Origin of the sequence: Cellvibrio fibrivorans, from assembly GCF_031457055.1 — a bacterium.
Taxonomy (GTDB): Bacteria; Pseudomonadota; Gammaproteobacteria; order Pseudomonadales; family Cellvibrionaceae; genus Cellvibrio; species Cellvibrio fibrivorans.
The window spans coordinates 103,595-124,688 of sequence record NZ_JAVDVX010000008.1 but is presented as its reverse complement, the minus strand read 5'-3'; the positions used below and the strand labels follow the sequence as shown (position 1 = coordinate 124,688).

The 21,094-nt window shown below is 48.7% G+C and carries 21 protein-coding genes; 9 read left to right on the top strand and 12 right to left on the bottom strand.

Features of this window, described 5'->3' with window-relative positions; all coding sequences use genetic code 11:
• Positions 1-398: 398 nt before the first annotated feature.
• On the top strand, positions 399-2,717 hold the full coding sequence (locus J2X05_RS19150; RefSeq protein ID WP_310075632.1) for a putative bifunctional diguanylate cyclase/phosphodiesterase: 2,319 nt from the start codon (positions 399-401) through the stop codon (positions 2,715-2,717).
• Positions 2,718-2,741: 24 nt separating this feature from the next.
• Here the strand turns inward: J2X05_RS19150 and rimK are convergent, their stop codons facing one another.
• Positions 2,742-3,647: a 30S ribosomal protein S6--L-glutamate ligase gene (rimK, locus tag J2X05_RS19145; protein WP_310075629.1), complete on the bottom strand. Its 906-nt coding sequence runs from the start codon at positions 3,645-3,647 to the stop codon at positions 2,742-2,744.
• 37 nt (positions 3,648-3,684) lie between these two features.
• Positions 3,685-4,149: an ATP-dependent zinc protease family protein gene (locus J2X05_RS19140; protein ID WP_310075627.1), complete on the bottom strand. Its 465-nt coding sequence runs from the start codon at positions 4,147-4,149 to the stop codon at positions 3,685-3,687.
• 253 nt (positions 4,150-4,402) lie between these two features.
• Here J2X05_RS19140 and J2X05_RS19135 point away from each other — a divergent pair, with 253 nt between their 5' ends.
• Together J2X05_RS19135 and J2X05_RS19130 are read left to right on the top strand one after the other, a co-directional pair.
• Positions 4,403-4,609 (top strand): PA3496 family putative envelope integrity protein, encoded by a 207-nt coding sequence (locus J2X05_RS19135; RefSeq protein WP_310075626.1) that lies wholly within the window; start codon positions 4,403-4,405, stop codon positions 4,607-4,609.
• A gap of 388 nt (positions 4,610-4,997) precedes the next feature.
• Positions 4,998-6,302, top strand: a complete 1,305-nt coding sequence (locus J2X05_RS19130; RefSeq protein ID WP_310075623.1) for a GGDEF domain-containing protein — start codon at positions 4,998-5,000, stop codon at positions 6,300-6,302.
• Here J2X05_RS19130 and J2X05_RS19125 read toward each other — a convergent pair.
• Positions 6,289-7,206, bottom strand: coding sequence for a VanZ family protein (locus J2X05_RS19125; RefSeq protein WP_310075622.1), 918 nt, complete (start codon positions 7,204-7,206; stop codon positions 6,289-6,291). The genes J2X05_RS19130 and J2X05_RS19125 overlap by 14 nt on opposite strands.
• Before the next feature lie 192 nt (positions 7,207-7,398).
• Between J2X05_RS19125 and J2X05_RS19120 the strand changes: the two genes are divergently transcribed.
• From J2X05_RS19120 to cysZ, 3 genes are read left to right on the top strand one after another with little or no spacing between them, the layout of a single operon-like run.
• Positions 7,399-8,169, top strand: coding sequence for a DUF6748 domain-containing protein (locus J2X05_RS19120; protein ID WP_310075619.1), 771 nt, complete (start codon positions 7,399-7,401; stop codon positions 8,167-8,169).
• 3 nt (positions 8,170-8,172) lie between these two features.
• Positions 8,173-8,916, top strand: coding sequence for a rhombosortase (rrtA, locus tag J2X05_RS19115; protein ID WP_310075616.1), 744 nt, complete (start codon positions 8,173-8,175; stop codon positions 8,914-8,916).
• The gene (gene cysZ / locus J2X05_RS19110; protein WP_310075614.1) at positions 8,917-9,654 is read left to right on the top strand and encodes a sulfate transporter CysZ; all 738 of its coding nucleotides are present in this window, start codon (positions 8,917-8,919) and stop codon (positions 9,652-9,654) included.
• A gap of 66 nt (positions 9,655-9,720) precedes the next feature.
• Here cysZ and J2X05_RS19105 read toward each other — a convergent pair whose 3' ends face one another.
• The 4 genes from J2X05_RS19105 to rhlB form a co-directional block, all read right to left on the bottom strand.
• Positions 9,721-10,983, bottom strand: coding sequence for a response regulator (locus J2X05_RS19105; protein ID WP_310075613.1), 1,263 nt, complete (start codon positions 10,981-10,983; stop codon positions 9,721-9,723).
• An 86-nt stretch (positions 10,984-11,069) separates the two neighbouring features.
• Positions 11,070-11,879, bottom strand: a complete 810-nt coding sequence (locus tag J2X05_RS19100; protein ID WP_310075611.1) for a DODA-type extradiol aromatic ring-opening family dioxygenase — start codon at positions 11,877-11,879, stop codon at positions 11,070-11,072.
• Positions 11,880-11,906: 27 nt separating this feature from the next.
• Positions 11,907-12,779 carry a DMT family transporter gene (locus tag J2X05_RS19095; protein ID WP_310075609.1) on the bottom strand — a complete coding sequence of 291 codons (873 nt, stop codon included), beginning with the start codon at positions 12,777-12,779 and terminating at the stop codon, positions 11,907-11,909.
• Between the two features lie 88 nt (positions 12,780-12,867).
• Positions 12,868-14,487: an ATP-dependent RNA helicase RhlB gene (gene rhlB / locus J2X05_RS19090; RefSeq protein WP_310075606.1), complete on the bottom strand. Its 1,620-nt coding sequence runs from the start codon at positions 14,485-14,487 to the stop codon at positions 12,868-12,870.
• A gap of 333 nt (positions 14,488-14,820) precedes the next feature.
• Here rhlB and J2X05_RS19085 point away from each other — a divergent pair, with 333 nt between their 5' ends.
• A complete protein-coding gene (locus J2X05_RS19085; protein WP_310075604.1) occupies positions 14,821-15,525 on the top strand; it encodes a type 1 glutamine amidotransferase in 705 nt (234 codons plus the stop codon).
• A 1-nt stretch (position 15,526) separates the two neighbouring features.
• On the opposite strand, the gene J2X05_RS19080 is transcribed toward J2X05_RS19085, so the two are convergent.
• From J2X05_RS19080 to J2X05_RS19070, 3 genes are read right to left on the bottom strand one after another with little or no spacing between them, the layout of a single operon-like run.
• Positions 15,527-16,216, bottom strand: coding sequence for a VIT1/CCC1 transporter family protein (locus tag J2X05_RS19080; RefSeq protein ID WP_310075602.1), 690 nt, complete (start codon positions 16,214-16,216; stop codon positions 15,527-15,529).
• A 4-nt stretch (positions 16,217-16,220) separates the two neighbouring features.
• Positions 16,221-16,775 (bottom strand): cytochrome b, encoded by a 555-nt coding sequence (locus J2X05_RS19075; protein WP_310075600.1) that lies wholly within the window; start codon positions 16,773-16,775, stop codon positions 16,221-16,223.
• Between the two features lie 35 nt (positions 16,776-16,810).
• On the bottom strand, positions 16,811-17,299 hold the full coding sequence (locus J2X05_RS19070) for a DUF3465 domain-containing protein (protein ID WP_310075597.1): 489 nt from the start codon (positions 17,297-17,299) through the stop codon (positions 16,811-16,813).
• Between the two features lie 408 nt (positions 17,300-17,707).
• On the opposite strand from J2X05_RS19070, the gene J2X05_RS19065 reads away from it, so the two are divergent.
• Together J2X05_RS19065 and J2X05_RS19060 are read left to right on the top strand one after the other, a co-directional pair.
• The gene (locus tag J2X05_RS19065; RefSeq protein ID WP_310075595.1) at positions 17,708-18,451 is read left to right on the top strand and encodes a hypothetical protein; all 744 of its coding nucleotides are present in this window, start codon (positions 17,708-17,710) and stop codon (positions 18,449-18,451) included.
• A 99-nt stretch (positions 18,452-18,550) separates the two neighbouring features.
• Positions 18,551-19,168, top strand: a complete 618-nt coding sequence (locus J2X05_RS19060; protein ID WP_310075593.1) for a TetR/AcrR family transcriptional regulator — start codon at positions 18,551-18,553, stop codon at positions 19,166-19,168.
• A gap of 71 nt (positions 19,169-19,239) precedes the next feature.
• Here J2X05_RS19060 and J2X05_RS19055 read toward each other — a convergent pair whose 3' ends face one another.
• Together J2X05_RS19055 and fmdA are read right to left on the bottom strand one after the other, a co-directional pair.
• Positions 19,240-19,608, bottom strand: coding sequence for an FmdB family zinc ribbon protein (locus tag J2X05_RS19055; protein ID WP_310075590.1), 369 nt, complete (start codon positions 19,606-19,608; stop codon positions 19,240-19,242).
• Positions 19,609-19,784: 176 nt separating this feature from the next.
• Complete coding sequence (fmdA, locus tag J2X05_RS19050; protein WP_310075588.1) at positions 19,785-21,014, bottom strand: formamidase; 1,230 nt, start codon at positions 21,012-21,014, stop codon at positions 19,785-19,787.
• Positions 21,015-21,094: the final 80 nt, after the last annotated feature.

Below are 21,094 nucleotides of genomic sequence, written 5' to 3'. Positions count from 1 at the left end.
ACCCCTTCGTTAGTTGCACAGGTATTTTTGCAGGCGCTTTTCCTGTTGGGTTTACCGATGCGCGCTTTTACCCTTTCTTATGAAAACATATTATTGGCACACTTTTCATCTTTTGCACAAAATGCGCCCCCGTTTGGGAACTTTGGAAACACTGTTGTACTGATTTCAGCCGAGGTTTTATTCGTGTGGTAAATTCCTGATTTATTTATCATAAAAAAAATCTCCGATAAGCTTTTTTGTTGTAAAGTGCTGATTCGATATAGAAATTTGGGAAATGCAGGCCCCGGAAGAGCGGCCAGAGGTTAGGTTTTTAGTGATAGTGGTCCGCCGCCTGTAACGGGGATGACTCCAAGGCGAGATGCACTAAATGGCGCGACGATTACCCAAATTGAGCAACTATGCAAAACAGTGAAGCAGGGCAGTCAAAGAATACTGCTATAGAATTAATTAAAAAGTTCCAGCAACTTTTTACCGATTTAAATCATAAACAAATCGCCGAGCGCCTGGTTAAATTGGTAATTGCCAAGGAAACCATTAGCCGAGCGGTATTAATTGTTGAACGCGACAGCCATCTGTATGTTGAGGCAATTGCCTCCGCTGGCACCGACGAACCTTTCGTCAACGGCGTTGCTACCTCCCTCAGCCGCTTAAATTATTTACCCCATCAATATATCCATCAGGTGTTTGATTCCGGCCGCGCCTGCGCACTGGATCAGCAGACCATCAGCAAACTCGGCGCACTCTTTATCCAGAAAGGCACTCATTCCTGTTTTTTACATCCCATCCAGGAAAAAAATAAAACCATCGCCGTGTTTTATATGGAGTCTGCCCACGAGTTGCCCCAACTGCAAAAAGCGGTAAATGAGCTGGATACTGTCTGGACCTTCAGTTCGCTGCTGGTGCGGCAAGTGATCGACATGTGGCATCACGAGGAGCAAGCCGAGCGCTTCCGCCTCGCTGAACAGGCACTCTGGGCGAGCGAAACCTATCTGAATGCAATTCTGCGCTATTCACCGGCGCTAATTTCAGTCAAGGATCTGGACGGCAATGTCGTGCTCGCCAGCGAACACTACAAACAGATGGCCAATATCGACGAGACCGGTTTCGTCGGCAAAAACGTATTTGATGTCTACCCCAAAGATGTAGCCCAATCTATGTGGGAAATAGACGCAGCAACCAAGACGAAGCAGCAGACCTATGAGGTTGAGCTGGATTTAATGCATAAAGATGGCAGCCAGCACACCTATTTGATGGTGAAGTTTCCGCTGCGCAACAAAGAGAACAATGTGTTTGGTGTTTGCACAATCGGTACCGATATCTCCGAGCGCAAGCTGGCTGAAAACGCCCTGCGCGAGCAACAGTCGCGCCTCAACTATATGGCGTTCCACGACTCGCTCACCTCCCTGCCCAACCGCTCACTGTTTTATGACCGCATTTATCATGGCCTGGCGCGCGCGCGCCGCAGCGAATCCAAAGTCGCGCTCATGCTGCTCGATATCGACCGTTTCAAAAATATCAATGATAGTCTCGGTCACGATGCCGGCGACATTCTGCTGAAAGCCATCGCTATGCGCCTGAATGAAGGTGTGCGCGACATGGATACAGTCGCGCGCCTCGGCGGCGACGAATTTGTGGTGGTTCTGGAAGGTATTCACGATCTTGAAGATGTGGTGTTTGTGGCCAACAAACTGCTCACCACCTTATCGCGTCCGCTGGAAATCAGCGGCCACAGTATTTCCACTACTGTCAGTATCGGCGTTAGCCTTTTCCCGGATGATGGTATGGATACCGACGAGCTGCTGAAAAACGCCGATGTCGCGATGTACAAGGCAAAGGAAGCTGGTAAAAACAATTGCCAGTTTTATACCAAGGGCATGAATGCCACAGCAGTCAATTATTTGTTGCTAGAGAACGATCTACGCCGCGCAGTAGACCAACAACAATTGGTGCTTTATTACCAACCGCAAGTCGATTTAAAAACAGGCGAGATGATGGGTGTAGAGGCGCTGGTACGCTGGCAACATCCTGACCGAGGCCTGATCTCGCCCGCACATTTTATCCCGCTCGCGGAAGAGACGGGATTAATTGTGCCGATTGGTGAGTGGGTGCTGCGCGAGGCTTGCCGCCAACAAAAAATCTGGCTGGATGCAGGTAAGTTCGTAGGCAAGATTGCCGTGAATTTATCGCCGCGCCAGTTCCGTCAAAAAAACTTTCCTGGCAAAGTCGAGGCGATTCTCACCGACATCGGCTTGGAAGCAAAACATCTGGAACTGGAGATCACCGAAAGCTGCGCCATGGAACATGCAGGTGAGACGATCAACCAGCTCAACCAATTGAACCAGATGGGCATGTTCCTCGCGATTGATGACTTCGGTACTGGCTACTCATCGCTTGCCTATTTGCAGCGCTTCCCAATCCAGAAACTCAAGATTGACCGCAGCTTTATCAACGACATCCACGACGACGACAACGATGCCGCTATCGCCAAATCGATCATCGGTCTTGCGCACAATATGCAGATGCGCGTAGTCGCAGAAGGTGTTGAGAACGAACGCCAAGCTGAATGGCTGCGCGACAAAGGCTGCGACCAGGCGCAGGGCTTCCTCTACGCCAAACCCATGACCGCCAAACAATTGGAAAACCATTTTCACAATGGCCGATTTTATTTCGACGGCACCATCGTTCACTTGGAGCCGCATTTGAAATTGGGGGCGTAACCCCCCAATGCTTATTTTGCGCCCTTAACCCTTACCCCGCGTTTTATTAGCATTCGGGCGCGCATTCTCCTCCACAAACATCACAATCGCCTCAGCGATATCTTTTTGCGTTGCACCTTCAATTCCCTCCAATCCAGGTGATGAATTCACTTCCATCACCAGGGGCCCACGGCTCGAACGAAGTAAATCTACTCCCGCGATGTGCAGCCCCATGGTCTGCGCTGCCTTAATTGCTGTGCGTCGCTCGGTCGGGGTGAGTTTGGTAACTTTGGCGGTGCCGCCGCGATGTAAATTGGAGCGAAATTCTCCCTCTTGCGCGGTACGTTCCATCGAAGCGACAACCTTATCCCCGATCACAAAACAGCGCACATCGCTGCCATTGGCTTCTTTGATAAATTCCTGTACCAGAAACTCGGCACGCAGTTCGCGGAAAGCTTCAATCACACTCTCCGCTGCTTTCTGGGTTTCCGCGAGCACTATGCCGCGCCCTTGAGTGCCCTCGCAGAGCTTGAGCACCAGTGGTGTGCCACCAACCAGTTTGATAAGCTCCTTGGCGTCATGCACGTTGTAAGCGAAACTGGTCTTGGGTAGACCAATCCCCTTACGCGACAGCAACTGCAGTGCACGTAACTTATCGCGCGAGCGCCCCAGGGCGATGGACTCAGTCAGACAGTAAACCCCCATCATTTCAAACTGGCGAATCACCGCCAGACCATAGTGGGTAACCGATGCCCCGATACGCGGGATCACCGCATCAAAATCTTCCAACTGCTCACCCATGTACCAGATGGCCGGACTGTCAGACGCAATATCGATGTAGCATTTAAGGATGTCGATGACCCGCACTTCATGGCCGCGTTGCGTGCAGGCCTCCACCAAACGACGGGTGGAATAGAGGCGGCGGTTGCGCGACAAAATAGCAATTTTCATAAAAGACCTGATTGAATAAAAAAGAAAGTGGCTACCGCTAGAGCGATGCCATCGCTGGCTGGTTTTTATTGCCACCCAGTAAAAAGGACTTGCTGCTATCAACCCAAAAACCCTGCTTAAGGGCGCTGCGCCCGAGCAACATTCGGAAGCGCATATTCTCACGATCGGTCAGCGTGACCTCAATAGTCATACTGATACCATTGATCTGCAGGCAGGTGTCAATGACCACCCGCTGCTCACTGTGCCCCCCCGAGTCGGTCACCATGCGCACATCTTTAACGGGCGCCTCACACTCGATGCAAGTGAGGCTGTCTTTTTGCAGCGGATGCAGGCCAAACCTCACCCACGGCTTGCCATCTTTATCAAAAGGCGTAACGTAGTAAGCATGTAAAGCGCTGGTTCGCGCGCCAGTGTCGACCTTGGCCTTTATGGCGGGAATACCCAACTCGGGTAACCCTACCCACTCGCGCCAGCCAATTACTTCAGGTTGTTTTTTGGTCACTGCCAGGAGTCCTCGGTTTGCTGGTCGATTAAGAAGATGGGGATGGCCGGTCTTGATGCAAGCATCTGCGCGACCAACATAACAGGCGCGCTTTGTACCCCAGTTCAGAGCCAAGGTACAAAGAAAAATTTTATTGCCATCGCGCGATTTTTCTTTTGTTTTTTAATAGGCTATGGTAAATAGCGCGGGTCAAATTTTCCCTACCGGGAAGCAGACGCCACCACCCCCTCTCTATCAATGTTGGAGTAGTCTTATGTCAGTTGATGTAGAGTCACCAGATGCCGATCTGATGAGTGATGTTACCATCGAAACCGATGATGAAGAGGCAACACCAAAGCTTACAGGCAAAGAAGCCAGCCAGCACACTTTGGAAATGCGCCGCAAAATCGAAGACCGTTTGGAGCGTCGCCGTATTAAAGATCAATTGGGTTACGACGATATTTCCGATCTGGACTTTTAATCTAAGTATTCGGGTAATTTAAAAACCTAACACATTAATTCCAAGCGTCGCATCTGGCAACAAACCTGAAATTCAGGTATTCGGTCAATACCCATAACAACATTGTCAGCCGCCAGCTCACTGGCGGCTGGTCTTTATGCGCTTTTGCCCACCGTTTCATAACTTTACCCATCGCGGTGAGCTGCGCTATTGCCGTGCAAACGATTAACTTCTATCATCGGCTTATAGTCAGTTTGGATGCATATCTGAATAAGGATAGCGTTCAGGCGATCTCTCCAAGGCGGGTTTGATCGACACTACACCCAAAAAAAATCGCATTTCCAAACACAGCGAAAATAAGAATAGTTGATGGATGCTTCAACGCATCCGCCGCTGGAGCCCAGACTGTATGCAACACTCACCCCCACACCGTTTGTACTTTGAAATCATCCTTGGCCTGCTGGTCATAGTCACTATTTTTGCTATCACAGGCGAGGAGCAAATACTCGAAGAGCGCTTGGTTATCGATAACACCAGCGGTATGGCACTCAATGTGTACGACGATAGGGAAAACGGCGGCAACTCCAGCATTCACCTCGAAGATAAAAAAAATATGCAATGGCATTGCATACTGCGCGAGAGCTACTCTTATCCGCATTGCGGATTTGAAATCCTGTTTGATAAAGAGCGCACCAATGGCGTTGACCTGCGCCATTACAACAAAATCCGCCTCTGGCTGGATTACAATGGCCCCAGCCAAACCGTGCGTATTTCGCTGCGCAATTTTGACCCGCTTTACAGCAAAAAAGAAATTCTGCAGAGCACCAAATACAATCAAATTGAATTCAACGTTGGCCTACTCAATGGTGTTGCAGAATTTTCCCTCAAGGATTTTTTTGTTGCCAACTGGTGGGTACTGGAAAATAAAATCCCGCCGCAATTGAGCCATCCACAATTCGATAACGTCACCATTTTTGAAGTGCAAACCGGCTCAGGGCGACCACTGGGAAAGCATCAATTCCATTTACATAAAGTAGAATTTATTGGGCAGGCATTAACCACTGCTGATTGGTATCTCGCGATTATGATGTTTTGGCTAGGGATTATTTTATCCTTTCTGGCCTATCGTATTATCAAATTAAAAGATGAAGTGGTTATTCAGCGCAAACGCGAATCGGAATTGCTGGAAATTAATGAAGTGCTCGACATGCGCAGTAAAGCGTTGGAGATAAAAGCCAAAACCGATCCTCTCACCGGCGCTTTTAATCGCCTCGGCATTGAAGAAGCGATCAGCCTGGGCTTGCAGGAGTGGCATAAATACCGCAAACCACTCTCGCTGGTGATGATCGATATAGACCACTTCAAACAGGTCAATGATCGGCATGGACACGATACTGGCGATCTGGTGTTAAGCCATTTATCCAGTATTGTGCAACAACATACACGCACCCAGGATTTGTTTGCCCGCTGGGGCGGTGAGGAGTTTGTATTGGTCTGCCGCGATACGGATATTGAAAGTGCCTGCGCTATTGCCGACAAACTGCGCGAGCTCATTGCGAACCAAACCCTGCACAAAGACATTCATATCACCGCGAGTTTCGGTGTCGCTACTTTAAAAACCAATGAAAATTTGGAGCAGCTGTTTAAAGCGGCAGACACCGCACTCTATAGGGCGAAAGCGGCGGGGCGTAACCGGGTAATTACTGCAGCCTGATATTGTCCCAATAAAATTCGCGTGATGTCGGTAATTGCAGTGCAAATACGGTAAAACCGGTAATTTTATCCATCTGCATATCGCGGCCAGCAGGTGCACTGCGGAGTTCATTGAGATCAATACGCACATGATTCCAACCTGTCATTAATACAACGGGATAATTAAATCTGTCACCATGCAAATTTCTACCGGAATCGTGCTGATAATCAGAAATTTTTATCACCAGCTCCAGCCGTTCAGCTTCAGGATTATAAAAATCCATTGTTAAAAATTGATAGCCACTCCAATCGCCATAAGGACCTAACAAACTGATCCCGGCATATTTTTCAGTGCTTAAGATCACAGATAATGACCTATGGCCGTGGCGCACAACGCTGTCTGATTGCCGCACGGTTGCACGCGCTGCACCCGCCTGTACCTGCTGCATTTCATGGCGTGACTCAAAACTATTTACCAGCGGGAATTGTTGCCGCATTACAACATCTCCCCACGCCGCATCCAGCACTGACCATAATGATGGCAGGACACACATCACGCTAATAAAACGCAGCAACCAAACCCGCCACGTTGGTTTTTGCCCCCAAAACAACCCCAACCACACACCAAATACATTATGCAAAACATCATCCACACTGGTGTTTCGTCCTACAAAATGCTGGACTAACTCAATCGCACCGCCAATTACAATTGCAACAATTGTCACTAAAAACCATTGCCGCCAATGCGCCAAAGGTTTAAACGCTTGAACTAACAACATCAATACCGCAAAAAAAATGATATGGCCAAAATTCCATACATTTTTTAGTAAGAGCGACGAAAATGAATCAGGCCCACCCACAAAAAAGAACGGTACGACAAGCAGGATAAATAATCCCGACAACCAGGAAGGCAGGCTCGCTTTCAAAATAACTCCATCATAAGTTAATTCACAAAAGAACAATTCATTACAAATGACTGGCGCGCAGTTTGGCAATCAGTAATGACTAAAAGTGAGTAAGGTTTAGTATAAAGCCGGCATGGGCTGGTAAAGCCGTGTATAAATCCTATGCCGTGTGCATAGGGAAAACAGTTCAATCTAATAACAGGACTTACTATTATGAACACCATCATTTCCTTCATTGCTCGAGCTGTAGCACATAGCGCCGGTTTGGTAGCACTTTGCGCTGCTGTTTTTAGTCTTGGCACTCACGCTCAAACCATTATTAGCCCCGAACCAACAGGCACGACTTATATTGTTAAACCGGACTACCGCAAATGCGCATTCCCCATGTGTGGAGGCTGGTTTTTAACGCCAGTAAACCAGTATTCACTCCAATTACAAACGGAAGATGAAGCCTATGAAAGCGCTGCATTATTGCCTAACAGCATTTATGTTGCCTACATTAATTACAAACGTTTGGGTTTAACTGAAAAACAAATTGCCGAATTGAACAGTGCAATACACAGCGAACAAGCGCTGCTGCGAGGCGCGGTGATTAATTCACCTATTTCAGGCCGGGTAGTAACCCGCACTAAAACCCTGGTGGCTAACGGTGCTTGGGTAGGCGCCAATAAAAACCCACCCGTCGGCCCCTATCTGAAGATTTCCAGCACCGGTATAGTCTGTATCACCACCCCCTGCCCTTACTTTAGAGCAGGATTAATTAACAGCGATTACAGCAGCGAATTTCATGATTTGTCATTGGAAAAAGCAGCACTGGATCGCGAGCAAGAAGCTCAAGCATGGCAGGCGATATCGACCGACGGATTGGTCATTACCGGTACAACTTATGTGAGCACTGGCTTTGATGAAACCGGCGCAGAACCGGGCAAAGGAATAGGCATAGCGGCTACCAAAGTATTTTTTGCATTTCCTGCGAAAAAATAATTGGTGCAAATAAATAATCCCCGGATCATTCATGCCGGGGATTATTTGTCCTACTTATCACCTACGATTAAGCAGGTTGAATCAACGACCGTTTGCACCAAGCTGCGCTCTGAGTCTAAGATACACTTCGACTCATTTACCACAGCACACCTAATGCCCATTATTAAAATAACAGTAACCTTTAGACTTTGCCTGATCCTAAGCACGATCATGCTCTGCCTCACTGCACTTGCAAATCCGCTCTTCCCTCTACTTAATCTCGAAGCTACAAAAGTCTCTACTGGCGAATTCTGGCGTTTGCTCACCGCTAATCTGGTGCACTTTGGATGGGCGCATACGCTGATGAATGTGGCCGCACTGCTGTTATGCGCGCTGGCTTTTTTTACGGAGTACTCACTAAAAAAATTCTCGCTATTATTGCTCTGGTGCTGCGCGATTGTTGGTGTTGGGATTTATTGTTTTAACCCTGAGTATTCACCCTATGCAGGCTTGTCCGGTGCGATACACGGATTAATTGTCGCTGGATTATTACAAACACGCGCTTATCCTCAGTGGATTCGTGTAATTGCCCTGGGTTTGGTGGTGGCGAAATTAGTTCAGGAGAATAGTGCTGATTATGAAGCAACTGATTTGCAGGCGCTGTTGCCGGTGGTGGTGGCAGTGGAATCCCATTTATATGGCGCAATTGCTGGATTGGCATTCTCGGCTATTGACTGGTTATTACAACGATTAAAAAGGAAAGCGTAGATGCAAGGTTCTCCTGGTGTTGCTATCGATTATTTTTTGGCAGGTGCGCGATTGATTGTAAAACCTGGCTTCCGCCGTTTCATTTTGATTCCGCTGCTCATTAATCTGGTTATTTTTGTTGGCGTGACTATCGCGCTCTTTCACGCCTTTGGCGATTTTTTTGCGCAGGTGTTGGAGTGGTCACCCAGCTGGCTGGATTGGTTTGCCTGGATACTCTGGCCACTGGTGGCATTTGTGTTTTTAGTTATCTACGGTTACAGCTTTAATATTATTACCAATTTTATCGCAGCACCGTTTTTTGGATTGCTGGCGGAAAAAATAGAGACTCATTTAACCGGTGTTGCACCACCCGATGAGCCATGGGGTCAATTGATTCCGCGCACCTTGCAACGCGAGGCGGTGAAGCTTTGGTATTTTGTGAGTCGCGGCCTATTAGTATTGATTATTTTCGTAGTGCTATTTTTTATTCCCGGTGCAAATTTATTGGGTTTATTGATTGGGGTAATCTGGAGCTGCTGGTGTATGGCGGTGCAGTATTCGGATTATCCCGCCGATAATCACCAATTGAGTTTCCGTGAGTTGCGTCGCCGTTTAAACAAACAGCAATTGACCAGCTACTCCTACGGCGGGATTATTTTGTTGGGCAGTATGGTGCCGGTGTTGAATATTTTTGTCACGCCAATTGCGGTAGCCGGAGCGACACTTTATTGGGTGAAAGAAGTAAAACATCTTTCTTAACAATAATTTCCTGCAAAACACACAACGGTCATACCTGCGTTCGCGCGGCATGACGAAGATGACAAGTTATTCCTCCGCATCGCCATCATCCACAATCATATTGCCGCCAGCTTCTTTGGCGTGGCGCACATAAATATTCGCCTTGGCAATTTGCTGATCCAGACTTTGACACATTTGGCTGGTGATACCCGCGCTAAAATAAAAGTGCATGGTTTCACCGTTGATAACGTAGGCTTCGGCGGCCAACAATTGTTTAACTTTGCTTAACAGGGCCGCCGCTTTTTCATGATCCAAACCCGGCATCAGCACATAAAAGTCGTCGCTATCGGCGCGCGCGAATAAAAATCGCCCCAGCATAGTGTGCAAGCTGGTTGCGATATATTTGAGCGCTACATCACCCCAACCATTGCCATGTTTCTCGTTAATATCACCGAAATGATCAATATTAATAATGGCCATCGCCAGCGGGGCTGCTTTTTCTTCGGCAGTCTTATATAACTCACGGGCGGCATTAAAAAAATAGGAGCGATGGAACAAACCGGTGAGATGATCGCGCTGGGCGTTATAGGTGATCTGTTCAACCAGTTCAAGTGATTCAATATTGTGGATAATGCGGCAATAAAATTCTTCCGGATGAAACGGTTTCCGCAAAAAGTCATTGGCACCGTGTTTGATAAATTTGGCGGAGAGCGCCTCGCTACTTTCACCCGATACACCAATCATAATCAAATCGGTTTTGTCGTACTTGTAACGCAGGTTGCGCACCAACTCAAAGCCATCCATTTTCGGCATGTTGTAATCGGTGATTAGTAATTTAGTGTCGGGGTTTTCCAGCAGCACTTTGATCGCATCCACACCATCAACCGCCTCAACCACTTGAAACAAATGGCGGCGAAATAAATTTACCATATGCTTGCGCGACATATCCGAATCATCAACCACCAAAACTTTTATGCGCTGGTTTTTTTCCAGACGGTTGATCATGCCGACGGCTTTGCTATAAGCGTAGCGGCCCTCTTTGGTCACATAATCAACTATGCCTTTGTTGAATAATTGCTCGCGCCGTTTTTCGTCGTAGCTACCGGTGAGCACAATGGTAGGAATTTTTTTGCTGAGGATGAAGTCCACTACTTCACCGTTGGGGGCATCCGGCAAATTCAAATCTACCAGGGCAGCAAAAAAATCGTTCGGATATTGTTCGTAGAGCGCTGTTGCTTGCGCCATAGTCGCAGCGTACACAGCTTCATAAGCTAGCGATAAACTCTGCACCAGATGGCGCATGATTTTCATCACCATCTCGCTGTCTTCGACGATTAGAATTTTTTTCATGGGTTATCACTCAACAGCTTTCAAGTATCCATTGAGTGTAGCCAACATTTGGAAAAATGCGCCAAGTCTATGATTAGGCTAAGTGTTTAGCGCCAGAGGTAACCAGAAATTGCCGTGTTGAACAGTAGGCTGCTGAAGTTTTGCTCTGCCACCAATGAGCCTTTGCTGGCAGCACCCCAACATACATGCAATGGCAACAGGTGTTCTTCGCGGGGGTGGCTAAAACGTCCTTGTGGGGCAGAGGCCCAAGTGCACAGACGCTGTTCACGATCCTGAGGGGTCAAGTTAGATGCAGTGAGTGTCTCGGCCAGCCAATCGTCAAAAATCTCGCTTTTGCCTTTTATCGATGGGTCATTAGAAAAAAAAGCGCGCATATTGTGAAAGGACATACCCGAGCCAACAATCAACACGCCCTGCTCACGCAGCGGCGCAAGCGCTTTGCCAATGGCAATATGCGCTGCAGGATCGAGCGAGGAGAGTAAAGATAATTGTACGACCGGAATATCAGCGGCGGGGTACATCAACATCAGCGGCACAAAGGTCCCGTGATCGTAAGCGCGTTGGTTATCTAAACGTGCGTCGATATTGTTATCCTGCAATAGCTGCTGGATTTGCTTTGCTAAAGGTTGGTCGCCCGGTGCGGGATATTTGAATTCATAACTCTCAGGCGGGAAACCATAGTAGTCGTACATCATGCCCGGTGCGGGAGAATAAGTGATGCTGACCACCTCTTCTTCCCAATGCGCGGTGATCACCACAATTGCTGTTGGACGAGGTAAATCGACCGGAAGCGATTGCATAAAGCGGGTGAGCTCACGGTGATTGGCATCGCCCAACAAAGGCATAGGGCCGCCGCCGTGGGGAACAAACACAATTGGCATTAATGATTGACTCATAAACTCACCGAAAATTATTTGCTGTATTTACAGCAGGGCGGCAGCTTTATTGTGTTCGCGCACAGACTCGTAAATCGCTGCGGCCATAATAATGCTACCGCCAATGATTGTGCTCCAATCAGGATAAGTGTGCAGCACCGCAATTTCGTATATCACCGCATACACCGGCTGCAAACAGGCCACCAACCCCACCGTTTTCGCTTTTAGGTAGCGCAGCGCATAACCCAGCAATGTATGGGTAAAAGCGGTAAACACAACGCCAAGGCAGAGCAGCAGCCACCAGTCGTGCGTGCTCGGTTGGTGCGATGAAAAAAATAAAATCGGGGTCATCAATAGCGCGACGATCAATACTTGATAGCTCATCGAGCGCGCGGCAGTTTGGTCGCTGAACCAATAGCTCAACAATAAATTGCGCACTGCAAAAGTCAGTGCGGATATCACTCCCCAAATCACACCTTGGGTCATGTTGTTGTCGATATCAAATTCAGGCACGAGACAATAAATACCAACCAGCACCAGAAAACCGCTCACTACATCGCGCCAATCAAGTTTGGTGCGCTTGATCCAAGGCTCCAGAAATACGGTGACGACCGGGTAGGCGTAGAGCGAAATCATTCCCACCGCAATATTCGCGACCTGCATGGAGTAGAAGAAGGTCACCCAATGTAGGGCAAGCAGAACGCCAAGCACCAGCATGCGACCATAATCTCGCGTCGTTTTAAGCCCGATACTGCGTTCGCGCCAATAGACCCAGGCGAAAAGTACCACTGCCGCAATCCAGGTGCGGTAGCCGGTGATATCCCATGCAGGCAATTCGATAATTTTTGAGAAGAGCCCCGTCGCGCCCATCAGGAACGCACCCAAATGCAGGGTTAACAAGGCCGATTTAGCAGAGGACATAACCATTCCAGGCAGCAGGAGCGCCCCGCTAGGCGCGCCCGGCGAATGCCGGGCGGAATCAAATCAGTGGTTATTGATTTTAAAGAATTTAATTGCGCGGTCTGCGGCTGCGATTGCCGCCGGGGCGGTTGCCAACGGAGCGATTGCTAAAACGCTCATTGGTACGCGCACGCGGTGGTGCTGGAGGGCTGTCCGGCGGAGTCAGCAACAGATATTCCGGCGGCTGCTCACATTTAATCGGCTTACCCAACAACTGCGCGATAGGCTCCAGCAACAACGCATCATCCTCACAGGCAAAACTGATCGAGGTACCGTTTTTGCCTGCACGACCGGTGCGGCCAATGCGATGAACATAGTCTTCCGGCTCTTCCGGCAGGGTGAAATTCACTACGTGGCTGATGCCGCTGATATGAATCCCGCGCCCGGCAACATCAGTCGCTACCAACACTTTTATCTCGCCGGATTTAAACGCATCCAAGGTCGATACACGCTTGTTCTGTGCAATCTCGCCGGAGAGTAAACCTGCTTTGATACCGTGGCGCTGCAGCTTTTCTTGCAGATCGCGGCATTCGTCGCGGCGATTAGCAAACACGATCATGCTCTCGGCATGTTCTTGCTGAATGAGGTTATATAGCAGTGTGTATTTCTCTTCCGTCGAAACCAGATACACATGTTGGTCAACACGTTCGTTGGCGACGGATTCAGGTTCGATATCGATGGTGACCGGCTTGTAAGTCCACTGCTCTACCAAAGTACGCACTTCATCGGTAAAAGTGGCGGAGAAAAAGAGTGTCTGGCGATCTTCGCGCTTGGGAGTCTGGCGTACGATTTGACGCACTTGCGGGATAAAACCCATATCGAGCATACGGTCAGCCTCGTCGATGACAAGGATTTCCAACTGGTCGAGATACACATCTTTGTTGCCACAGAAATCGAGCAGACGGCCGGGAGTCGCCACCAAAATATCGACCAGATCATCATGCAGATGGCGCTGTTGTTTGACGTAATCCATACCGCCCACGAGCGTGTGGATTTTTAAATCCGTGTATTTGCACAGGCTTTTGGCGTCTTCCGCAATCTGGATAACCAGTTCGCGTGTAGGGGCGATAATCAACGCACGCGCCTCACCGGCATAGCGTTTTTCAGCGATAGGATTCTTGAGCAGGTCATCGATAATCGCCGTTAAGAACGCGGCCGTTTTACCGGTACCGGTTTGGGCTTTACCAACGACATCCTTACCTTGCAAAGCGTAGGGCAGCGATTGGGCCTGGATCGGCGAGCAGTATTTAAAGCCGAGATCGGCAATTGCTCGCATGATCGGAGGCTCAAAATCAAAATCGTGGAAGCGGGTTTTGCCTTCGATCTCCTCAACTTCAAACTGGGAAATATCCCAGGGGCCATGATCCACTTTCACGCTTTTTTTCGGACGCGGCGCGGCCGAGTGACGCGGGGGTTTGGCTGAGTGGTCACGCTCAACCGCAGGAACTTGCTCACCGGTTTTTTGGGCGGGACGCTGGTCGCGAGAATTGCGGTTGCCACGGCTATTTTGACTTGATCCACTGCGTTCGCGGGGATGTTTTTTTGCACCAGATCTATCATTGGCAGTTGTTTTGTCACTGGCGGGCTTGGAGGTTGCCTCGTTCTTTTCAGGCTTATCCGCACCTGAACCTATCAGTTTTTTAAAGAAATTTCCGATCAATCTATTCACCAAAAGTTATTTCAGCCAAAGGCTTAAAGGGGCAGTCACGCAGACTTGCCGATATAACCACTATCTCGCGTTTATGCAGCAGGGAGTTCAAATCTGGCATTTGGGGGATTCAAACCTGATTATGAGGGTTTAAACCTGCGGCGAAACAGTAGAAGGAGCGCGCAAAGAGTCTATTAATTGCACGCATGAACTGTGCCCGAGTATACACCAATCATCAGACAATCAGCGGCTTTGCAGCCAGTTGGACAGAATTAATGCTCCCCAACCAAGGGGATTTCTGCATAATTAGCACCTGCTAACATCCCCCCCCGACGACATCGACAGGAGCTATCCATGAGAATTCACAGCCTGCAACATGTTCCATTTGAAGATATCGGCAGCATGGCAAGCGACTTTCGCGCACGCGGTTATGCGCTCTCCACTACCCATTGGTACCGGGGCGATGCAGTGCCGGCAGTGAGTGATTTTGATGCTTTAGTGGTGATGGGCGGCCCCATGGGGATTTACGATGAAGCAATTTACCCTTGGCTAGCCGATGAAAAAATCCTGATTAAAGAGACCATCGCCGCAGGGAAAATCGTGTTGGGAGTTTGTTTGGGCGCGCAGCTGATTGCTGATGTGCTGGGCGGAAAAGTCACGCGCAACCCACACAAAGAAATTGGCTGGTTGCCCATTAGTATCAATCCCACTGCCGCAATACATCCCATCGCGCAGGTCTTTGCGCGCTACCCGAATGTATTTCACTGGCATGGTGATACGTTTGCATTACCATCTGGCGCGGTGCATCTCGCCAGCAGCGAAGGCTGCGCTAATCAGGCGTATGTTTTTCAAGATCAGGTTTACGGTTTCCAATTTCATTTGGAAACCACACCTGCATCCGCGCGGGCGTTAATTGAACATTGTGCGGAAGATATTGATGGTTCGCACTACACACAACCGGCGCAAACCATTCTCGCGAGCGATGAAAAGTTTGCGCAGATCAATCGTGCGATGAGTGAAGTAATTGCAGTAATTTTTGGATCAGAGCAACACCCTTAACTCAGAGCACCACGCCAAATAAATGCCCTGCTGCTGCAGTTAACGCCATAGCGGCAGCGCCCCAGAAACCAACGCGCGCAGCCCCAACAAACGTATTTGCCCCACCCACTTTTGCCGCAAGCCCACCTAATAACACCAGCGCGATGAGTGAGAAAGACACAATCGCAAACGAAAGATATTGTGCTGGATGAAATAGCACAACCAACAACGGGATCAGCGCACCCACTGCAAAAGTTCCTGCGGATGTCAGCGCCGCTTGCAGTGGCCGCGCACTAAACATATCAGTAATGCCCAACTCATCGCGCGCGTGGGCGCCGAGTGCATCGTGTGCAGTCAATTGCTTGGCTACTTCATGGGCGAGGCTGCGCTCCAAACCGCGGGCAACATAAATCTCTTCCAGCTCGCGCAGCTCGCCTGCCACATCGTTTTCCAGTTCGTGAATTTCGCGCGCAAGATCAGCCGCTTCAGTATCCGCCTGCGAGCGAACAGAAACATATTCGCCCGCCGCCATACTCATCGCACCCGCCACCAAACCTGCCACACCGGCTAATAAAATAGCGGAGGAATCTGCCTGCGCGGCAGCGATGCCCATCATCAAACTGGCGGTTGAAATAATGCCATCGTTCGCACCGAGAACTGCAGCGCGCAACCAGCCTGAGTGATGGGAACGGTGACCTTCGCGATGGCGCATAGGCTTAAGACTCTTTATTGATTAATGAAATACGTTTTAAGGTGTTATCGCGTTTTACATAGTGATGAAACAAACCCGCCAACACATGCAAGCCAATCAGGTAATAACCAATTTCTCCGACCAGACCATGCCAGTGCTCAACTTGTTCCGCCAGGTCATGATTCTCACCCACTAACGGTGGCAATTCCAATCCAAAAAAGGGCACCCCATGGCCTTCAGCACTTAAAATGATCCAGCCGGCAATTGGCATAAAAACCATAAAAGCGTAGAGCGAGAGATGCACAATTTTTGCGAGCGCATTTTCGAGCGGTTTAGGCGTGGGCGCTATCGCCGGAGTTGGGCTGGATAAGCGCACGCCAAGGCGAACTATCACCAGCAATAACACTACAATCCCAAACATAAAGTGCAGTGCTTTCATAAACTCACGAGGATCACTGCCTTTGGGAAACATGCCGCGAAATTCCATAGTGACGTAAACAGCAATCAAAAGTACAAACATAAACCAATGCAAGCCAATAAGAATTGGGCTATAGCGGCTAACAGTGTTGGGGTTAATCATCGTATTTCCTCTGCAAGTTTTTTATAGTGTTGATGTTACTTATACACCCGACCCTGGTATTTTAACCAACCACCGGTATGCACGCCTTTTGGGTCGTGATGCGTCCAGTGGATCACGCCCCCTTTTTGATTCCATTCATATTCGCCATAGAATTCCAACTGCTCTCCCTCGCGCAAATTTTCCACGCGCGGAGCCAAGTCAATATTATGCGCAATGAGCAGGCTATGGCCGGATTCCAATTCCAGTAAAAATCGTTGATGGCGATTACCGTTATTATCATCGGGAAGAATCCGGGCAACCCTGCCCTCACCGCCCAACTGCACATTGGACCGCCCATTGCGGAATGCCTCGGCAATTAATACATCGGCACCGACAACACTCTCGCCCTTTACGGCCAGCGCCAGTTGCGCTTGGGCTGCGTCTGACTCCAACAATTGTTGTTTGTTAAGGTTATTGAGCAGCGCAAGGCCCAGAGCAAAAATCAACAGGGCAAATAGCGGTTTTAGTTTACTGCGCGACTTCATGGATGAGTCTCAACAACTGCGAAGCGCGCAGCATAACCCAGACCAACCGCGCTGTTAACGCCTGCCTTGCCCGCGCCGCACTCTACCCACGCAAACTTAAGCCAAGATTAATTCAGTACTTAACACATCTGGTGAGCCCCACACTTTTTCACAAAAGTCGAATTGACAGACCATTTGGTCTGTTATTTAATGACGACCGACCAAATGGTCGGTTTTTCGGTTACCCCACAAACCGCTCAAGATACAACCAGAGTTAATAATGGAGAAAAAGGAACTTCACACCAGAGATGGCAATCGCCCGCTGCTTTCAGTATGGATTCAGCTCGCCAGCGCCAATCTAGTCGCGGGTATTCAGATTTCAAACTGATGCCACAAGAACCAAAAGATCGCTCAAGGAGCCAAGCCCTAATGAAAAACACACTGAAATCGTCAGTCCAGCACATGCCGTTACTGCAAAGTTTCCCAACCCTTGAATTACGCTCCCCCTATCATTTAGCTGATTTCCAGCCATTTTCGCTGGAACTCATGAGTTACACGCGGCATATCCGTGCGATAGCCCTGACTTTTTTTATTGTTGGCCTACTCGCGATTAGCAGTACCCTGAGCTTTGAGGCTTGGCAATTCAATCCCTCAATCGTAAAAGAAAATGGTCTCCTGGAGTTGGCGCAAGGCGGCTTCTTGCTCCTGGCAGCACTGGTGCAAGGTTGGCGTGCGTTTAATACGCATGACTCCGGCTTAAAGCGCGATATTCGCGTGGGACTTGCACTATTTGCGTTAGCACTTTTTTTGCGCGAAGTAGATATCGATAAATTGGGCAGCAGTGCAGCATGGGATGCACTCGAAAAAATCTTGCGCGTAATCGCCCTGTTAATGATACTCAGCTTTACGTGGCACATATCGCGCAGAGTTAAGTTGGTTTTCCGTAACCTCGGTAAAGTCCTGTTGGCACCAACGGTTATGCTAACCATGCTAGCCTGTGTGTTCTACGCCAGCGGCTGGCCGTTTGACCGGGAACTCTTCGATATGGATAAAGGTCTATCACAGTGGTTTGAGGAGACCTTCGAACTCAATGCTTGCCTGTTATTTTTCTGCGCAAGCATATTGGGCAGTATCAAAACTGATGTAGTAAAAATCCAGGCGCCGTCATTTTAACGGCGCAGTGTTTTAACTGGCGTGTTTCTACTGGAATGTTTCACCGGGATGTCATGAAACTCGATAACAATAATATGATTGCATACCCAAGAGACAACTATGGCCACTGAACGCAATGCCGAACAAACGCGCACCCGCATACTTGAAGCAGCGCGCGAGGAAATTTTCCAAAACGGGTATCAGGGGATGCGCATTGATGCGATCCTGCAAAAAACCAAGCTGGCTAAAGGCGCTCTCTATCACTACTTCCCCAATAAACTAGCCTTGGGTTATGCGGTGGTCGACGAGGTATTGATGGGGCATTTCCAGACAGTCTGGGAAGATTTTTTCCAGCAACACAAAAATCCGCTTACCACACTGCAGCAAATGTTTGTTTATAAAGCCGAGTCGTTCCAAAATGCCGCCTGCTTTAACGGCTGCCCCTTAAATAATTTAAATCAGGAGATGGCCGCTATTGATGACGGCTTTCACCAGCGCCTGGAAAAAGTATTTGAGAATGCACACATGACGATTGTGCGCGCACTGGAAAAAGGCCAAGTGGATGGACTGGTCAGAAAGGATATTGACCCCGTGCGAATTTCAATGTTTATCTTCAGCAGTTACCAAGGGATTATGGGCGCTGCAAAATGTATGCAGGCACCGGAATTGTTGAGCGATTTATTTGGTACGCTCAATGATTATATTGACACCCTGCGCGCATCGGGAAAAACACATTAGCGATCCACTTGGTTATCTAAAAATTAAAAAGGGCTTCGAATGAAGCCCTTTTTATTTGCTGTAAAAAAACATCAATGGCTAATCATCCATGGCCGCATTGATGGAAACATTTTATTGCCGCCAGCGGTATACATGAGATTCGATTTGCGGATCGGCTTATCGCCACAACCACAGCCTTTACCATGTTTGTGCTCACGCCGTGCCTGCTGTTCGGCGCGGTAATCCGGCGTAGAAAAAATCGGGGCATGCATCGCACTTTCATTGCGTGCATGTGCTGCGCGGTTTTCTTTTTTCATATCCAGAAATTCCGGCGCAACCATGATGACTCGCGCACTCAACTTTGCACAGGTTGGGCAAGCAGCGGGTTTGCTCGAATCATCCATCGAAGCCAATTCATAAAACAGACCGTGGTCTGTGCATTTGTAGTCGTAAACGGGCATGTGAATTCCTCAATAAAAGCGTTGGAATTTTCGCAGGGATGGACTCCGTCATTTGCTCCGGGACGCGCAGTCCGGGACGCGCAGTCCGGGACGCGCAGTCCCGGAGCAAATGCCGGAATTCATCTCAGTATATTCTGCTGACATCGATAAAAAGCAAATGCTATTTATCTTTCCCCTTACTTGTCTTTAGATAAAGGAACATCCATTCCCGGCGATACTTTTTTGGTCGGTCCTTCTGCCGATGGATTTACATCAAAATCAAAAATATCCGTCGGCAGCCACAAGGTTGCACAGGCATTCGGAATATCCACCACACCCGAGATATGCCCTTGCACCGGAGCACAACCGAGAATTGCATAAGCCTGCGCTTTGGAGTAACCAAATTTGGTCAAATAATTAATCGCATTCAAACAAGCCTGGCGATAAGCGACATGCACATCCAGATAATGTTGCTCGCCATATTCATCGACTGAAATACCTTCGAAGATTAAATAGTCATCGTATTTCGGCGCAATCGGACTGGGTTTGAAGATTGGATTTTTAATAGCGTATTTCGCCATGCCATCTTTAATTAAACTCACCCGCAGATGGATCCAACCCGCCATTTCAATGGCACCACAGAACGTGATTTCACCATCGCCTTGGCTGAAGTGCAAATCGCCAACCGAAAGCCCACCGCCCTTCACGTATACCGGAAAATAAATTTTAGAGCCGCGCGATAAATCTTTAATGTCGCAGTTACCACCGTGTTCACGCGGTGGCACGGTGCGCGCACCTTCAGCAGCTGCAATTTTTGCCGCATCGGGAGCCATTTTGCCCATGTGAGCGGTGTCGGCATAAGGGAGTGTGGCAAGTGCTGGAACGCGATCGGGCTCAGTATCGTAAAGCTCTTTTTCGCGCTTGTTCCACTCTAACAACATTTCTTTCGATGGCAGACAACCAATCAAACCGGGATGTACCAGTCCGGCAAATTCCACATTAGGCACATGACGGGATTTGGTAAACATACCGTTGATATCCCAGATCGATTTCTGCGCTTCCGGGAAATGCTCTGTTAAAAATCCGCCCCCATTTTTCTTGGAGAAAAATCCATTGAAGCCCCACAAGCTTTCTTGGAAGGCACCAATGTCGAGAATATCCACCACTAATAAATCACCCGGCTCTGCGCCTTCCACTCCCACTGGGCCAGAGAGGAAATGTACTTGCGATAAATCTACATCGCGCACGTCATCGGCATTGTCGTTATTCGTAATCTGGCCGCCCGTCCAGTCATAGCATTCAATAATAAAATCTTCACCAGGCTTCACGGTTTTGACCATGGGAATATCCGGATGCCAGCGATTGTGGATCATTTCATTTTCATAGGGCGATTTGGTTAAATCTATTTTGATAATCGTTTCAGCCATGGTTCTGACTCCTGGTGAGTGTTGGACAATACGTCTCGGAACAGGGTCAGTATCTGGCGCAGACTAACGAATCACCATAC

What these genes read in the sequence shown, in the direction of transcription:
- J2X05_RS19150 (WP_310075632.1), top strand. Translation starts at nt 399, where the DNA reads ATGCAAAACAGTGAAGCAGGGCAGTCAAAGAATACTGCTATAGAATTA.
- rimK (WP_310075629.1), bottom strand. Translation starts at nt 3,647, where the DNA reads ATGAAAATTGCTATTTTGTCGCGCAACCGCCGCCTCTATTCCACCCGT.
- J2X05_RS19135 (WP_310075626.1), top strand. Translation starts at nt 4,403, where the DNA reads ATGTCAGTTGATGTAGAGTCACCAGATGCCGATCTGATGAGTGATGTT.
- J2X05_RS19130 (WP_310075623.1), top strand. Translation starts at nt 4,998, where the DNA reads ATGCAACACTCACCCCCACACCGTTTGTACTTTGAAATCATCCTTGGC.
- J2X05_RS19120 (WP_310075619.1), top strand. Translation starts at nt 7,399, where the DNA reads ATGAACACCATCATTTCCTTCATTGCTCGAGCTGTAGCACATAGCGCC.
- cysZ (WP_310075614.1), top strand. Translation starts at nt 8,917, where the DNA reads ATGCAAGGTTCTCCTGGTGTTGCTATCGATTATTTTTTGGCAGGTGCG.
- J2X05_RS19105 (WP_310075613.1), bottom strand. Translation starts at nt 10,983, where the DNA reads ATGAAAAAAATTCTAATCGTCGAAGACAGCGAGATGGTGATGAAAATC.
- J2X05_RS19100 (WP_310075611.1), bottom strand. Translation starts at nt 11,879, where the DNA reads ATGAGTCAATCATTAATGCCAATTGTGTTTGTTCCCCACGGCGGCGGC.
- J2X05_RS19095 (WP_310075609.1), bottom strand. Translation starts at nt 12,779, where the DNA reads ATGTCCTCTGCTAAATCGGCCTTGTTAACCCTGCATTTGGGTGCGTTC.
- J2X05_RS19085 (WP_310075604.1), top strand. Translation starts at nt 14,821, where the DNA reads ATGAGAATTCACAGCCTGCAACATGTTCCATTTGAAGATATCGGCAGC.
- J2X05_RS19080 (WP_310075602.1), bottom strand. Translation starts at nt 16,216, where the DNA reads ATGCGCCATCGCGAAGGTCACCGTTCCCATCACTCAGGCTGGTTGCGC.
- J2X05_RS19075 (WP_310075600.1), bottom strand. Translation starts at nt 16,775, where the DNA reads ATGATTAACCCCAACACTGTTAGCCGCTATAGCCCAATTCTTATTGGC.
- J2X05_RS19070 (WP_310075597.1), bottom strand. Translation starts at nt 17,299, where the DNA reads ATGAAGTCGCGCAGTAAACTAAAACCGCTATTTGCCCTGTTGATTTTT.
- J2X05_RS19065 (WP_310075595.1), top strand. Translation starts at nt 17,708, where the DNA reads ATGAAAAACACACTGAAATCGTCAGTCCAGCACATGCCGTTACTGCAA.
- J2X05_RS19060 (WP_310075593.1), top strand. Translation starts at nt 18,551, where the DNA reads ATGGCCACTGAACGCAATGCCGAACAAACGCGCACCCGCATACTTGAA.
- J2X05_RS19055 (WP_310075590.1), bottom strand. Translation starts at nt 19,608, where the DNA reads ATGCCCGTTTACGACTACAAATGCACAGACCACGGTCTGTTTTATGAA.
- fmdA (WP_310075588.1), bottom strand. Translation starts at nt 21,014, where the DNA reads ATGGCTGAAACGATTATCAAAATAGATTTAACCAAATCGCCCTATGAA.